The organism is Nodularia spumigena CCY9414, assembly GCF_000340565.2.
Lineage (GTDB): Bacteria > Cyanobacteriota > Cyanobacteriia > Cyanobacteriales > Nostocaceae > Nodularia > Nodularia spumigena.
On record NZ_CP007203.1, the window covers coordinates 3,648,640 to 3,662,884 of the forward strand.

Here is a 14,245-nt window from a genome sequence, read left to right on the forward strand (position 1 = left end):
CAGACCAGAAAAATGTGTTTGTTTCATTCGTTGCGAGGGGATTTAATACTTTTGATTTTTGACTTCCCCTCCTGGGGCGCTGAAATCTTGCACCATTTTCAATGCCCATTTCCCAAACTGGCAATCAAGCGAATGGTAAGATATGGGAGATGAGCCGCAAATATTTTTTTTGATATGAGAAAGGGGGGAAACCCAGAAGTACCCCCGAAACCTGCAACAAAAAAACTGCTTACTTAAACTTGAACTGCTAGTTTTGCTTCTTTTGTTGTTAAGCGCTCGTAGGCGGCGCGCATTTTCAAACCTGTCAGCACTTGGAACAACCCAGTTCCATTATTGGAACCTGGATACTCACGGTGTTGAAGTAGTAAGTGAGTCATCTCACCTTCATACTTGGTGGATGTCTTACTCAGATGAGTTTCGACATAAATAACTTCATCTAGGTTGTCGAATTGACCGTCTACTTCTAATACTGAGACGTAGCGACCGTAGTAGACATCAGAACCATAGTATACTTGCATACCAGGGTATGAACAAGTGAGTTTGCGTCCGCAAGGAGTCCAGTTAATTGTAGACCCTTCATCAAACAAGTAGGTTGGCTCAAAGCCTTCCTTGTCTTCACGTTGGAGCATACGTACCCGTAGCACCTTACGCTCTGTATCGTTTTTAATCAGGTTCGTGGGTAGTACCTGAAGGACCACATCAGCAAATTCTCTTTGTGGCTCGATGAATTTTTCAAAATCGGGTTTACGAGAATTGATTTGAGCGAGAACATCTTCATAGCGATGTCCCCTTTCTGCCATATCGCGCTGGATTTTCCAAGCAATTTTGACTTGATCACTAATATCAAAGTAGACGCTGAAATCTAGTAGCGATCGCACCCGTTCATCATATAAAGGATGCAGACCTTCTACAACTATGATGTGATTTGGCTCCACACGCTCTGGTGGATCAATCATACCGGTTTCGTGGTTATAAATCGGCTTCTGAATTACTTGACCTTCTTTGAGCGCTTTGATTTGCTCATACATCAGGTCAAAATTGTTGGCTCTGGGGTCAAGTGCAGTTATCCCAGTTTCTTTGCGCTGCTTGCGGTCTAGGGAGTGATAGTCATCTAAGCAGATAACCGTCATGAACTCTTCACCAAATAAATCTATTAAACGACGCAAAAAGGTAGATTTACCGCATCCAGAGTCTCCGGCTACTCCAATCAATACCACGCGTTCGGGCTTAGTTGTCATAAATTTCCTCTAAATACTAAATGTGTCAATGAATATTTTTTCACACAGAAGATTTTTAAACCAGGAGTTTACCCCATTGGTTTATCCTGTGTTCTTGCTACTCAGCAGGGCTATGGAATATCTAGATGGGCATACAACCAAACTATAGTTGTTTCTCATCGGACTTATACTTAATTCCTTGCTGGCTGGTAAGTATTTAATCTTAGTGGTGTATTTGATTTTAACAGAAGGGGGTATTCTATAACAAGATTTGCACTCAGAAAGAATCTCCTGCTTTACCAATCATCACTAATGATTTAGCTATCAATTTTAAATCACCTGTGATCACCCCTAAAAGTGTTATGTCCACGTCGGCTACTGTGTTTTCAGCTTGATTCCTCAAGTTGCTCAAGTATAATTTATTTGAGTAGCCAATTTATTTTGCTCAGGGTGAAAATTTGCATGAGCGATCAGGCCAAAGCCGCGTCATCAGAGTTTCCGGCGCTAATTTGAGCAAGGTACTCATAGAGGTTGACAGATGTTTCACATCAAGTGAAACTGATTGTAGGTGTTTCTCAGTTAAGACTAGAAGCCCAAAGCCCTGTTTTTTCCAGCAGGGATATAGACGTTTGGGCAAGTGTTACCGAAAGGTAAGTCTATTTTAATAGTCGTATAAAAGGAAACTGCCAAGCTATAGGTCATTGGGTCTTGCCCTTTGGGTGGTTGAAAGCTATCTCCGTGATAGGATTAGTAGTTCACGAAAAAAAGATTAAATTGACTCATTATTAACATTCTGCCAAAGGCTTATCCTTTACCTTAGAAGGTGAACAGGTGTGTTTTTTGCTATCCTTGTATGTCTTTGGTGAGTGAACCTAGCACGGCATTAGCTGATAATGCCCCTTTCCCAGAGTGCCAGTCTTGGTATCCAAAAATTCGGTACACTAAAACTGGTAAAAGGAAAGAATTTTTTTTGAGAAACGGTTAAGTAAAAATCGGAGTGTTAGAACGAATGTACAATCAAGGTGCTGTTGAGGGTGCTGCCAACAGAGAATTAGGTAGCCGCGTCTTCGTTTACGAAGTGGTGGGTCTGCGCCAGAACGAAGAAACTGATCAAACAAACTACCCAATTCGTAAAAGTGGCAGTGTGTTCATCAGAGTACCTTACAACCGCATGAATCAAGAAATGCGACGGATCACTCGCCTCGGCGGTAAAATTGTTAGTATCCAAGCTGTAAGTACTCTAGAACAACTTAATGGTAAAGTTTCTCATGAGAGTGCTGAACACAAAGAGGAGTCTTTAGTTACATCTGACAAAGCTGCTAACACTGAGGGGAATGGTAAAGCCACACCTGTTGCTAATAGTGAAGTCAAAGGCTTTGCTAAACCACCAGCTGAAGATCAGCTTAAAAAGAAGGACAAAAAAGGCAACACCATGACTCAAGCGAAAGCCAAAAAAGGCGCTGACGTTCCTGTCAATATTTACCGTCCTAATGCTCCATTTGTTGGTAAGTGTATATCTAATGAACCGTTAGTTAAAGAAGACGGTATTGGTATTGTTCAGCACCTCAAGTTTGACCTATCCGGCGGTGATTTGAAATACGTAGAAGGTCAAAGTATTGGGATTATTCCCCCAGGTGTAGACAAGAACGGCAAGCCAGAAAAACTCAGACTGTATTCCATTGCTTCCACTCGTCACGGTGATGATGTGGATGATAAAACTGTATCACTGTGCGTCCGTCAGTTGGAGTATAAACACCCAGAAACAGGCGAAACAGTCTACGGTGTTTGTTCGACTCACCTGACTCAACTTGAAGTTGGCGCAGAAGTGAAAATCACTGGCCCAGTCGGTAAGGAAATGTTGCTACCCGAAGATCCAGAAGCCAAAGTGATCATGATGGCAACTGGAACAGGTATTGCTCCGATGCGGGCTTACCTGTGGCGGATGTTTAAGGATGCAGAAAGAGCAGCTAACCCAGAGTACCAGTTTAAAGGATTCTCTTGGCTGATATTTGGTGTTCCCACAACTCCAAATATTTTATATAAAGAAGAACTGGAACAAATGCAGGAGAAGTATCCTGATAACTTCCGCCTTACCTGTGCCATCAGCCGGGAACAAAAAAATCCCCAAGGTGGTAGAATGTACATCCAAGACCGTGTAGCAGAACACGCGGATGAATTGTGGCAGTTGATTAAAGAAGAAAAAACTCACACCTACATCTGCGGTTTGCGTGGTATGGAAGGTGGTATTGATGAAGCGCTGACTGCTGCTGCTGCTAAGGAAGGAGTCGTTTGGAGTGATTACCAGAAGCAACTCAAAAAAGCTCATCGCTGGCACGTAGAAACTTACTAAGTTAGTCATTAAACTCAGGCGACTAATAAAGGATAATAAGTAGGGTGGGTGAACAACCCACCCTACAATTGTTTGAGATGGACAGACCAGAATACAGCTTTGCGTAAAATTGTGGCGAATTGAGGGTTGAATTTTAAACGCAAAGGTTCGCAAAGGTAAACGCAAAGGGTCGCTGAGAATTCGCTACGAGTTACTGAAATGTTGTACTAAGTGTTTGATTCACCCATAGGAACTAATTCCTGGGGCTATAATCAGCAATGAAAAGTTAGGGTGCAAAATTTGTGGGAGTGAAACTAGGAATATTAGGTTTAGGCACTGTGGGTACAGGTACGGTGCAGTTACTGCAAGATGTGGTGGGACGTAACCTGTTGTTGCAGTCCGTGGAAATATATCGCGTGGGTGTGCGATCGCTTGCTAAAATCAGAGATGTAGAATTACCTGCCGATGTCTTAACTACAGATTTAGAGTCTATTGTCAATGATCCGGCGGTAGATATTGTTGTGGAGTTGATTGGGGGACTGGAACCTGCGCGATCGCTGATTCTCCAAGCCTTAAACAATGGTAAACACGTCGTCACCGCCAACAAAGCGGCGATCGCTCGTTTTGGCGCAGAAATTTTTACAACTGCCAACGAAGCGGGGGTATATGTCATGCTAGAAGCGGCTGTAGGCGGCGGTATACCAGTGATTCAACCCCTGAAGCAGTCTTTAAGTGTTAACCGTATTCATACTATTACAGGCATCGTTAACGGTACAACAAATTACATCCTCACCAGGATGCAAACCGAAGGTAGTAACTTCAGCGATGTCTTAGCTGATGCTCAAAGATTAGGTTATGCCGAAGCTGACCCCACAGCTGATGTAGACGGCTTAGACGCAGCCGATAAAATCGCCATTTTGGCATCATTAGGCTTTGATGGACGCATCAACTTAGAAGATGTTTATTGTGAAGGTATTAGGCAAGTTAGTAAGACAGATATTACTTATGCCGAAAAATTGGGATTTGTGATTAAATTATTAGCGATCGCTAAACAATACAGTCCCTCATCTCCCCTGTCCGTCAGAGTGCATCCCACCTTAGTACCCAAAGCACATCCATTAGCTAGCATTAACGGTGTTTATAACGCCATTCTCGTAGAAGGTGAACCCATAGGGCAAGTAATGTTTTTTGGCCCCGGTGCAGGTGCGGGCGCAACAGCCAGTGCCGTCACCTCGGATATCTTGAATTTAGTTGCTGTCCTCAAAACCAGTACAACTAACCCCAATCCCCTGTTAACTTGTGGACACCAAGATTACTGTCAAATTGCCCCCATCACCGAACTCGTGACGCGATTTTATGCCCGGTTCCTCACCAAAGACCAACCTGGAGTTATTGGTAAATTGGGTACTTGCTTTGGCAACTATGGCGTGAGCTTAGAATCAGTAGTCCAAACAGGCTTTCAGGGAGGACTAGCAGAAATTGTGGTTGTCACCCATGATGTTCGAGAAGGCGATTTTCGGCAAGCCCTGGCAGAAATTCAGAATTTAGAAGCGATCGATAGTATTCCCAGTTTACTGCGAGTGCTGTAAGGGACGGACAAATAAACAAAATATCCCCAAATTTCTTGTAGAGCGGGCATCTTTGCCCGCTCATCACCAACTTCTAGATTATGCTTGTTATCAGATTCACTTTCCATCCCCCAGAGCCGCTACGCTGGACTGGGGGAATTTCCGCAAGACTTAGTTAAGCTTCTGGATTATTTTTACCGACAACTTGCGATTTCAGAGTGGTGATTTCACTCGTTAGCTCTTTCCGGGTCGAGGCTTTGAGCAAATAGCGATAAACAAACCAAGCAGAGTAGCCAATACCAATCAACTCAAAGGTCGGTGCGACTAAAGGAATATCATTCAAAGAGTCTAATACTGCCAAGAGTACCTTAACCGAAACAATTGCGGCGACAATTAAACCAACGCTAACCAAGGGCTGCTTATATTGATTAAAAAAGCTTCCCAGGTATTCGGGCAGTGTTGCTAAAAAACCAGAAATTTGTTCACCGTATTTTTGCCATTGCTCTTGAGACTGCACAGGACGCTGGAGTTTGGTAATGGTTCCTGTTTGGTTGTTGATATCTGGCACTGCTGCCTCTTTAGATTTGGTTTCTGTGAATTCCGGTTCTTGCATTTTCACTCCTATAAATTTAACAGTTGAGTTTATCTAATCTGTGACAATTACCACCAAAAGGCTGTTGATTAGGCAATGCACGAGGGCATCAGTACAACTTGTGTTTGATCCACAAAAGGTTTTAGTGTCCTATAACCATAATTGTCTCATCATCTCTACTGCATCAACTGCAAGGTAGACAGTCAGTATGAGGAGAGAAGTCAGAAAGCGACAAGATATCTTAAAATCAGCTTTCTGAGTTCTGGATTTTGTGAATCAGCACAGAATCCTCAAGTTGAGATTATCCCATACCGTGTCAGATCAGCTATCTCAAGGTGAGGCACGTTGGCTTCGCCCATAGCTCCTACTCTTGAGAGCGGTATTCTGACAATCGTACTCATTCAAGCACAAATCATGCCAAAATCAGACTACCTCACATTTATACAAGTTTAAAAGCCGATTTTATCGGATATTAAAGCTATCTTAAGCCGTGTTCGTCGATTAACTCATTGATAATTTATATTAAACTGTCACAAAAATTTTTATGTATTCAAATATACTGATTTTTATTAATAGTTTCTGATATATCTTATGTTTTATGAAATTTTTCTACATTAGCACAAGCAGATGAAATTTTTGTCTAATCTCAAATATTTTTCCCAGGGCTGATTTAGGGATAATGCTTGCCAATAGCAATTTCTTTTATCCCTACACTCTCAGAGTGACACAAGACAATTCTTTTGACTTTTGACTTTTGACTTTTGACTTTTGACTTTTGATTTCCGCCCTGCGGTGCTAATCCCAATCGGGGAACATATCTGCTTCCTCTCCACCAATACCGATTCCAGTATGATAAATTTCGGCATCAGTAATGATCATATCATCCATTGATGCTCCATATACATTAGCATCGTAAATTTGAGCGCGAGTCAGATTGGCTCCGTTGAGATTGGCTGCTTTAAAATTAACGTTAGTCAGCATAGCTGAAGTTAAGTTTGCACCTTTCAAATTCGCATTAGTTAAGTCTGCGCCTTCAAGATTGACTCCTTCGAGGTTAGCTCCAGAGAGATTTGCTCCTCGTAAGTCAGCGCCAATTAAATGAGCGCCTCTGAGGTTAACTCCTGATAAATCGCACTGGACACATTCTCTAGTCAAATTTAGCTTTTGTAAGTCCTGCGAATTACCAGCGTTAACTGTGCTAGTAAAAATTAGGGGAGTTGCTAAGGCTAGAGCCGCGAATAGCTGGAGTTTCATAATGTTTTCCCCTTCGTCCTTAAACTACATCCGTTCTTTTCCTCACGCTTTTATTATCTCACGAAATTGCTAAAAATTGTTGTTGTAACACACAAGCCCATTGTGATCTGGCTCAAATGGTTTGGTGATGCGAGAAGTAGTATTTACTAGGGTTTTGGGCTATTGGCTACCAATAAAATCTGCTAAATTTGTCCCATTTAACTAATGTTAATAATTTTGAAGACCTTGTGCCACTTTGCGTAGTTGTACATCAAATATCAAGCCCTATTTTCATACTACCAAATGGCACTATCTTGAAAAATAATTAGTATTTTAAGAAACCAAATATTCCCGGATATACTGATTAACTAAATCAGGCTTTTCTTGCTGTACCCAATGACCACAATCGGGAATATAGTGAATTTTGAAGTCATTGACATAGGCGGCGGTGTCGTAGGTTAGTTCTTTGCCAAGTGCAGTATCATTTTCGCCCCAAATCATCAGTGTGGGTACAGCCAACATTCCCCAATGTTTCTGGCTGAATAAGCAGGGAAAAATATTACGATAATAGTTTAACATGGCTGTAGTAGCACCACGTTTTGCCGCAGCGTTTTTATAAGCATCAATATCGGCGGCGGTGAAAGCGCTTTGATTCACTGCTGTGCCTTGAATAACCTTTTCAATTGCTTCATAGTCGGATAACTGTAGAAGGAATTCAGGTAGCCAAGGTAGCTGAAATAAGAATACATACCAGCTGCGAAGTAACTGCTGATAAGTGCGTAAGCCTTGGGCAAATTTAGCAGGGTGAGGGAGGTTGAGGATAATTAATCGCTCTACCATTTCGGGGTGAGCATAGGCAAAAGACCAAGCTATCGCACCACCCCAATCATGTCCAACTAAGATACACTTGTCGTATCCTAATCCGTGAATTACCCCTTCCACGTCTTTAATAAATTCATCCATGACATAAGCTGATTGCTCTTTGGGTTTATCGCTATCGTTGTAGCCACGTAAATCAAGGGCGACAACTTGAAAATCCTGGGCAAATTCTGGGATTTGATGCCGCCAAGAATACCAAAACTCAGGAAATCCATGTAACATCAGCATTAAAGGCCCTGCGCCTTGAGTGACGTAGTGCAGTTTCACGCCATTGGTGATTATATATTCATGTTGCCAAGAATTCTGGATTACAAACATAATATTGTATTTTTCCCAGTAGGACGTGTGTGTTTGAGAAATTATGTATTATTTTTCTCGTCAAGGTATCTGTTAAGGGATAGTTTTGTGTGAAAAAATATTTTGTAAAGGACAAGACGTGTGGAATCTCAATTGCAGATTGAACAAGTAATAAAGACCCTTGAAGAGGATTTCCCAACACTGTTTGAAAAAGATATTTCCTATGATATTTATACGCAGGATATTTATTTTCAAGATCCTGTGAATAAATTTAAATGGAAATTCAACTATCGGATAATATTTTGGACGTTGCGATTTCACGCCCGGCTATTTTTTACGCAAATTTATTTTGATTTGCATGAAGTATCGCAGCCAGCAAAGGATAGGATTTTAGCCAAGTGGACAGTTCGCGGAATTTTGCGTGTTCCCTGGAAAGCCCGGCTATTGTTCAATGGCTATTCCACATATAAACTTAACCAAGACACTTTGATATATGAGCATATCGACACTTGGGATCGTCAGCCGGGAGAAATTGTAAAGCAGTTTTGGCAAAAGGCAGAAACAGATGATGAGTGCTGAGTGGGTAGGGGCGGGTTTAAGCAGTGAGTCTGTGGTTCGTCGAAATCCTTAGTGAACCCGCCCGTACAGGAGTGTTGATTGTTGAGTATAGAAAGCAAAAGAGGGAGTTTGGCTCCCTCAAAAAATCAGCTAATTATTGATTTCAACGCAGGTAAAGAATTACAGACGTTCCTTTGGTAAGAAGGCAATAGGATCGGTTGCGCCCTTACCTGCTGGGTGAATTTCAAAGTGAGTGTGTGGTCCAGTACTGAAACCAGTGCTACCCATGTTAGCAATTTGTTGCCCTTGGGTCACCTGTTGACCTGCTCGCACCAAAGTGCGGCTATTGTGAGCATAACGAGTCATAGTGCCATCCTCATGGCGAATTTCCACAAGGATGCCGTAACCACCTCTGTTCCAGCCAGATTTAGCAACTACACCGTCAGCGACTGCGAAAATTGGCGTGCCAGTAGCGTTAGCAATATCAATACCCCTGTGCATTCTTCCCCAGCGTCTACCATAGCCGGAGGTAAGTACACCTTTTGCAGGCCATATGTAGCTTGTTGAACCTGTTGAAGGGGGAGGTGTAGTCGCGTCAATGGGCTTGGGTAAGTATTGCTCCACTGCTGCCAAAGGCGGTAACTGTGGCCGTAATTGTGGAGTAACTCTGGTTCCCCGCAAGTTTCCGAGAGTGTCTGAGATATCAGCACCACTGGGAGTTGTTATTGTTCTCTGGCCAGATGCATTGAGACTGGAGGAGAACTCTGGATTGATTGGCTCGTTGGCTCGACGAGTACGGGTGGGGAGATGAGCCGATTGACCATAGCCTGGTAAATTCAAAGTGGGAACATGAATGGGAATTGCCGCATTCTTTTGTCCCGAAGCGGGTTGAAAAGCTGCGGTATTATTCGGTTGAAAAACAGGAATCGCGATGGGAGCTGTCTTTGGTTCCGTCGCGGCTGGACTGGTGGCATTTCCAGACTGTTGCTGGCGGTATTGCTCCCGTAGTTTCTGGATTTGGGCTTCTGGGCTATTTGTTTGAGCAACCGGAGTCGCTATGGTAACTGTCTTTGGTTCCGTCGCGGCTGGACTGGTGGTATTCCCAGACTGTTGCTGGCGATATTGCTCGCGTAAATTCTGGATGTCTGCTTCTAGGCTATTTGTTTGAGCAATGGGAATTGCTATGAGGTTTGTCTCAGGTTGGTTAGCGGCTGGACTGGTGGTATTCCCAGATTCTTGGCTGCGGTATTTCTCCTGTAATTTCCTGATTTCCGCGTGTAGGCTGCTTGTTTGAACAATGGGAGTCGGCGCAACAGCTTTCTTTGGTTCTGTCGCGGCTGGACTGGTGGTATTCCCAAACTGTTGCTGGCGGTGTTTCTCTTGTAATCTCTCGATGTCCGCACGTAAGACGCGCAGACCTTCATTATCTTTTGTGCTGGCCGCTTGCTCAGTCGATTTTTGAGCTTCCTGCATTTCGCCAAAGAGTGCTGGGATTGGTGTATCACCACCTAGTCCGTTAACATCAGAACTAATAGATTCTGTCTCTGTGGCTGTAACAGTATTTACATTTACCTGGTTCTGGTTATTCGTAGTGACTGGTATGGGGATACTTACACTCTCGTTATTCCCAGATAATGGTAACTGTGATGAAGCAGGGGGGAGATTAGGGTAGTTGTTAGCACTGGTTACAGGGTAGTTGGCTAGTTGAGGCGTAGTACTAGAATACCCGCTATTGGAGTTAACTGCTACTGGGATCTGAATAGCTCTAGAGCGGTTAACCGGAGTCCCAGGAATCACCAGTTTTTGGCTAATTTTGAGTTGATGGGGATTGGTAAGATGATTTGCCTTAACTAGTTCTGAGATAGAAATATTGTATCTACTAGCGATCGCAGCTAATGTGTCTCCAGGTTTAACTTCGTAACCTGTATTACCCAATAACGCCACAATTCGCTGTGTTGCTGGTACGGGTATTGTTAAGGCTTGCGGGTTCGATTCACTGGTTTCTTGTGTTTGTTTTAACCTCGATATTAAATCTTCGGTGTTGTCATTGCTTAAATTTGACGACTCTTCTACTACCGTTTGACTGGCGCTGATTAAGGGCGCTTTTTCTGTCGTTTTCGGCTGTGTCAAAGCTATGTCATTTTTTGATAAAACTTGGGTCTCCTCAGACCGCGACTCCGCCAGACTATTTCTTAAACGGTGCGATTTTTCTTGTAAGCGATTGAGAGCAAATTCTTGCTGCGCCTTCAGTTGAGCATTCATTTCACCACTGGGATCTGGGTTTTCCAGTGCCTGTGGTTGTGCTTCGCCAGTTTCCTTCGTCACGCTATCACCACTGGACAGTACAACAACTGTCTCATTTGGCTCTATTGGGGTTGACAATCCCTGTGATACTGGGGGTTGTAAATTTAAGGAAGTTGTGTTGTCGGCTGTTTTGTTTGATTCTGATGTCAGAACAGGAACTGGCACAGACATTCCACTGGCCGCAACTTGCCATTTAGCTTCAAGCCCTGGTAACTGTGAAATTGCTGTTGGTTCCACGATGACAGGATTTTCTGACAAGCTAGCTGGTAAGACTGTTTGAGTCTTCAGCGTTGTGGAAGCAAATTTCACTGTAGTGTCAGAAGCAGCAGGAATTGTTGAGGCTGCCTTTTGGCTACCTACAGGAGCGGCTGCTTGGGCTTGATCGCTTTGTCGAGTCACCAAAAGGCTGGTTGCTCCCATTGAGATAGCCAAACCAATCATGGCGGCTTTTGTCCGCACCCGGCGCTTAACCTTGGGATTAACTACAATATTTAAGTGTTCTAGGTGTTCTAGGTGTTCCACTAGGGCATCATCACTGCTGGGGGTATTTTTCAGCACAGCCTTTTCTCTTTTTTTCAATGCTCGTTTCAAAGACGACCTCCTATGATCACTAGCGCTTAACTGATCTCGATTTTTCAGTCGGATACTAGTCAATGATTTAGATCACATCGAATGATAGATCAAGATCACTTTCACCAGAGATACTTACGCAAGATTAACTTGCTTCTCTGATTTAGACAAGTTCACACATGGAACGCAAAAGTTAAAAATTGCTGTGCTTACTTGTCCACTTCACTCCTACACACCATAGAACTTTTGCTTTTGACAGTTGTGTTCACTTTTTGTGATTCGCTAACTAGGACTGAAGAATAATTATTATATATTCACCAAGTCCATTGTGGCTCTCAGCAATATAGTGACTTTGGCTTCTGGAAAAGCTATGCCCTTTGCTGTAGATATCTTCAAGGTTTTTTTACTCTATCCGCCTTCTCAACATGAGACTTTACGTTGATTCATCCCTAAAAATCAACCGTACAAACTTCTAACTACTTTTGTCCTCCTGGAAATTACTTATTCAACAAAAATTGCTCAAATACATGACACAAGAAGGTTTGACTCATTTGAGTCTCTTAGTCACGTTGACTCTAATTCAACAAAATTTATCATGCAAATTCGGTATTATCTCGAATTTGATATACAAATTTCTTATATTAACCTGCTGGTTTTGATGAGTATTTAACTCTCAAATTCCGGTCAATGCAATTTTTGGTATAATTTGAAATTTTTTTATACTGCACCTACTGAGAGTGTCTTTTTCGGGAATAAATCACAATTTGGGGTTGTTATTGGCAGTTTTGGCAGTAAAATTACTGAATAAACCTTGAGTGAGGATTACAGTAAATCACCCAATTGACGACGGGCTTCAAACAAGCTTACCGCGACACTAACCGAAAGATTCAAGCTGCGAACATGAGGTTCTGCCATCGGAATATAGAGTGTGGCATCACAATCTGAGAGAATTGTGGATGGTAAGCCTGTGGTTTCGCTACCAAAAAGCAACCAATCATCAGCTTGAAATTGAAAGCTGGCGTAATTAAAATTGCCCCTAACGGTGAAGCCTAAACATCGACCTCCACGTTCTTGATGTGTGGCTTGAAAGGCTTCTAAGGATTCGTGATAGTGCAGTTTGACATAAGGCCAATAATCTAAACCTGCTCTTTTGAGGTAGCGATCGCTAATTTCAAACCCCAAAGGTGCTACTAAATGTAATTCTGTACCCGTAGCGGCACAAGTACGGGCAATATTGCCTGTGTTTGGGGGTATTTGCGGATAAACTAAAACAACCTGGGGCATTGTCTGTGAAATATTGTGTTGGTATAGCTCTATACTAAAATTACTTTCACTCTATCATTAGATAGAGTCGATTCATAGGTTTTGCTAATAAATCTCAAATCATACCTAAAGATTAAATTTTTTAAACAAAAGATAAATTGTGCCAAAACCTGCTATGGGAAATATTTTGGCTGACGTGAGGCACAAAGGATTTTTGGGAGAGAAAAGAATTTTGGGGTTTCTCTCCCAAAATCTACCTTAAGGATGAAGACAGAAGATTTAAGCTATCACAGAAGAACACAATTTGTTTTCTAGTTCAACTTCCCGTTCTGCAGTCGCCACAATCGCCTGAGTGATCACACGCTGAGAGTCAAAACCGACTGAGTGGAGTTGTAACCACTGTTGGGCTTCATTACCTGCGCGGAGAATTTTCTGCAAAGGAGACAGGAAACAGCTAAAACCGTGTTGTTTAGCGATCGCCCAAACATCTTGATATATTTCAGCAATCCAATCTCTAGCCAGGATAGTTCTACCATCTTGCCAATGAATCAATTGAGCATCAAGACTAGCAGTAGCTGCGGCTGTTTCATTCTGGGCGGTGAGAGCAAGTAATTCTTCAGGAGAGAAAGTGCTTTGAGTTAAAGGATCGAGGTCAGGGTTTTCGATTAACTGCAACAAACGGGCTTCTAGGAAGGCTGAAATAGCTAGTAAAGCAATAGGATCGGAAACCAAGTCACAAATGCGTAATTCCAGGCGATTCAGGTCATGAGGACGGCGATCGCCATTTGGTCTTACCGATGTCCATAAATGGCGGACATTTTGCATAGTTCCCGCCGCTATTTGTGCCTCCACCCATTGAATATGATGGGCGTGGCTGGTAAATAAAGGTACATGGGCGGGAGTTTGGGGAAACACAGCCCAACGGCTGGAATGATAACCGGTAGCATTACCATCCAGGAAAGGAGAGGAAGCACTCAAAGCCAAAAATAAAGGAGCTTCTAAACGAATCAACCGACAAGCCCGCATTAATACTTCTGGGTCACTGATACCGATATTAATATGAACACTGGCAGTAACTACCTGCGTCCCGTAGGTATGTTCAATATAGTCATGATAAGGGTTATCGGGGTTAGAACGAAAAAAGCGATCGCTGCCACCCAAAGACAAAGTGCTACCTGGAATCAGAGTATAATTACTCAAACTTTCGAGGTAGCTGCGTAACTTTCGCCGGGGACGTAACAAAGCACACAATAAGTTCTCGTATTTATGCAATGGGTCTGTGATGTATTCCACATTGCGGCTATCCGGTTCCCGCACAAACCCATCCAAAGAAGCCACAATTTTGTCAGAGAGACCGACTATTTCACCTTGAGGCGTACCAGTATACATCTCAATCTCGAAGCCTTTTAATAGGACCACTTTGTTCTCCTCGCCT

The 14,245-nt window shown here is 42.8% G+C and carries 10 protein-coding genes; 3 read left to right on the forward strand and 7 right to left on the reverse strand.

Annotated features, from left to right (window positions below):
• Window positions 1-233: 233 nt before the first annotated feature.
• Window positions 234-1,238: a phosphoribulokinase gene (locus tag NSP_RS15835; RefSeq protein ID WP_006196140.1), complete on the reverse strand. Its 1,005-nt coding sequence runs from the start codon at window positions 1,236-1,238 to the stop codon at window positions 234-236.
• Window positions 1,239-2,226: 988 nt separating this feature from the next.
• On the opposite strand from NSP_RS15835, the gene petH reads away from it, so the two are divergent.
• Window positions 2,227-3,567: a ferredoxin--NADP reductase gene (petH, locus tag NSP_RS15840; protein WP_017804228.1), complete on the forward strand. Its 1,341-nt coding sequence runs from the start codon at window positions 2,227-2,229 to the stop codon at window positions 3,565-3,567.
• Window positions 3,568-3,848: 281 nt separating this feature from the next.
• Window positions 3,849-5,135 (forward strand): homoserine dehydrogenase, encoded by a 1,287-nt coding sequence (locus NSP_RS15845; protein WP_006196142.1) that lies wholly within the window; start codon window positions 3,849-3,851, stop codon window positions 5,133-5,135.
• A 154-nt stretch (window positions 5,136-5,289) separates the two neighbouring features.
• On the opposite strand, the gene NSP_RS15850 is transcribed toward NSP_RS15845, so the two are convergent.
• From NSP_RS15850 to NSP_RS15860, 3 genes are all read right to left on the reverse strand, one after another.
• On the reverse strand, window positions 5,290-5,727 hold the full coding sequence (locus NSP_RS15850; RefSeq protein ID WP_006196143.1) for a CAAD domain-containing protein: 438 nt from the start codon (window positions 5,725-5,727) through the stop codon (window positions 5,290-5,292).
• A gap of 774 nt (window positions 5,728-6,501) precedes the next feature.
• Entirely contained in the window at window positions 6,502-6,960 is a 459-nt protein-coding gene (locus NSP_RS15855) for a pentapeptide repeat-containing protein (protein ID WP_006196144.1), read from the reverse strand.
• A gap of 312 nt (window positions 6,961-7,272) precedes the next feature.
• Window positions 7,273-8,136, reverse strand: a complete 864-nt coding sequence (locus tag NSP_RS15860) for an alpha/beta fold hydrolase (RefSeq protein WP_006196145.1) — start codon at window positions 8,134-8,136, stop codon at window positions 7,273-7,275.
• Window positions 8,137-8,256: 120 nt separating this feature from the next.
• On the opposite strand from NSP_RS15860, the gene NSP_RS15865 reads away from it, so the two are divergent.
• Window positions 8,257-8,694, forward strand: a complete 438-nt coding sequence (locus NSP_RS15865) for a C6orf136 family protein (RefSeq protein WP_006196146.1) — start codon at window positions 8,257-8,259, stop codon at window positions 8,692-8,694.
• Between the two features lie 159 nt (window positions 8,695-8,853).
• Here NSP_RS15865 and NSP_RS15870 read toward each other — a convergent pair whose 3' ends face one another.
• From NSP_RS15870 to gshA, 3 genes are all read right to left on the reverse strand, one after another.
• Entirely contained in the window at window positions 8,854-11,568 is a 2,715-nt protein-coding gene (locus NSP_RS15870) for a peptidoglycan DD-metalloendopeptidase family protein (protein ID WP_006196147.1), read from the reverse strand.
• Between the two features lie 801 nt (window positions 11,569-12,369).
• Window positions 12,370-12,831, reverse strand: coding sequence for a tRNA (cytidine(34)-2'-O)-methyltransferase (locus tag NSP_RS15875; protein WP_006196148.1), 462 nt, complete (start codon window positions 12,829-12,831; stop codon window positions 12,370-12,372).
• 258 nt (window positions 12,832-13,089) lie between these two features.
• Window positions 13,090-14,229: a glutamate--cysteine ligase gene (gene gshA / locus NSP_RS15880; RefSeq protein ID WP_042202104.1), complete on the reverse strand. Its 1,140-nt coding sequence runs from the start codon at window positions 14,227-14,229 to the stop codon at window positions 13,090-13,092.
• Window positions 14,230-14,245: the final 16 nt, after the last annotated feature.

Coding starts and splice junctions, on each gene's coding strand:
- NSP_RS15875 (WP_006196148.1), bottom strand. CDS start 12,831: ATGCCCCAGGTTGTTTTAGTTTATCCGCAAATACCCCCAAACACAGGC.
- petH (WP_017804228.1), top strand. CDS start 2,227: ATGTACAATCAAGGTGCTGTTGAGGGTGCTGCCAACAGAGAATTAGGT.
- NSP_RS15860 (WP_006196145.1), bottom strand. CDS start 8,136: ATGTTTGTAATCCAGAATTCTTGGCAACATGAATATATAATCACCAAT.
- NSP_RS15855 (WP_006196144.1), bottom strand. CDS start 6,960: ATGAAACTCCAGCTATTCGCGGCTCTAGCCTTAGCAACTCCCCTAATT.
- NSP_RS15850 (WP_006196143.1), bottom strand. CDS start 5,727: ATGCAAGAACCGGAATTCACAGAAACCAAATCTAAAGAGGCAGCAGTG.
- NSP_RS15835 (WP_006196140.1), bottom strand. CDS start 1,238: ATGACAACTAAGCCCGAACGCGTGGTATTGATTGGAGTAGCCGGAGAC.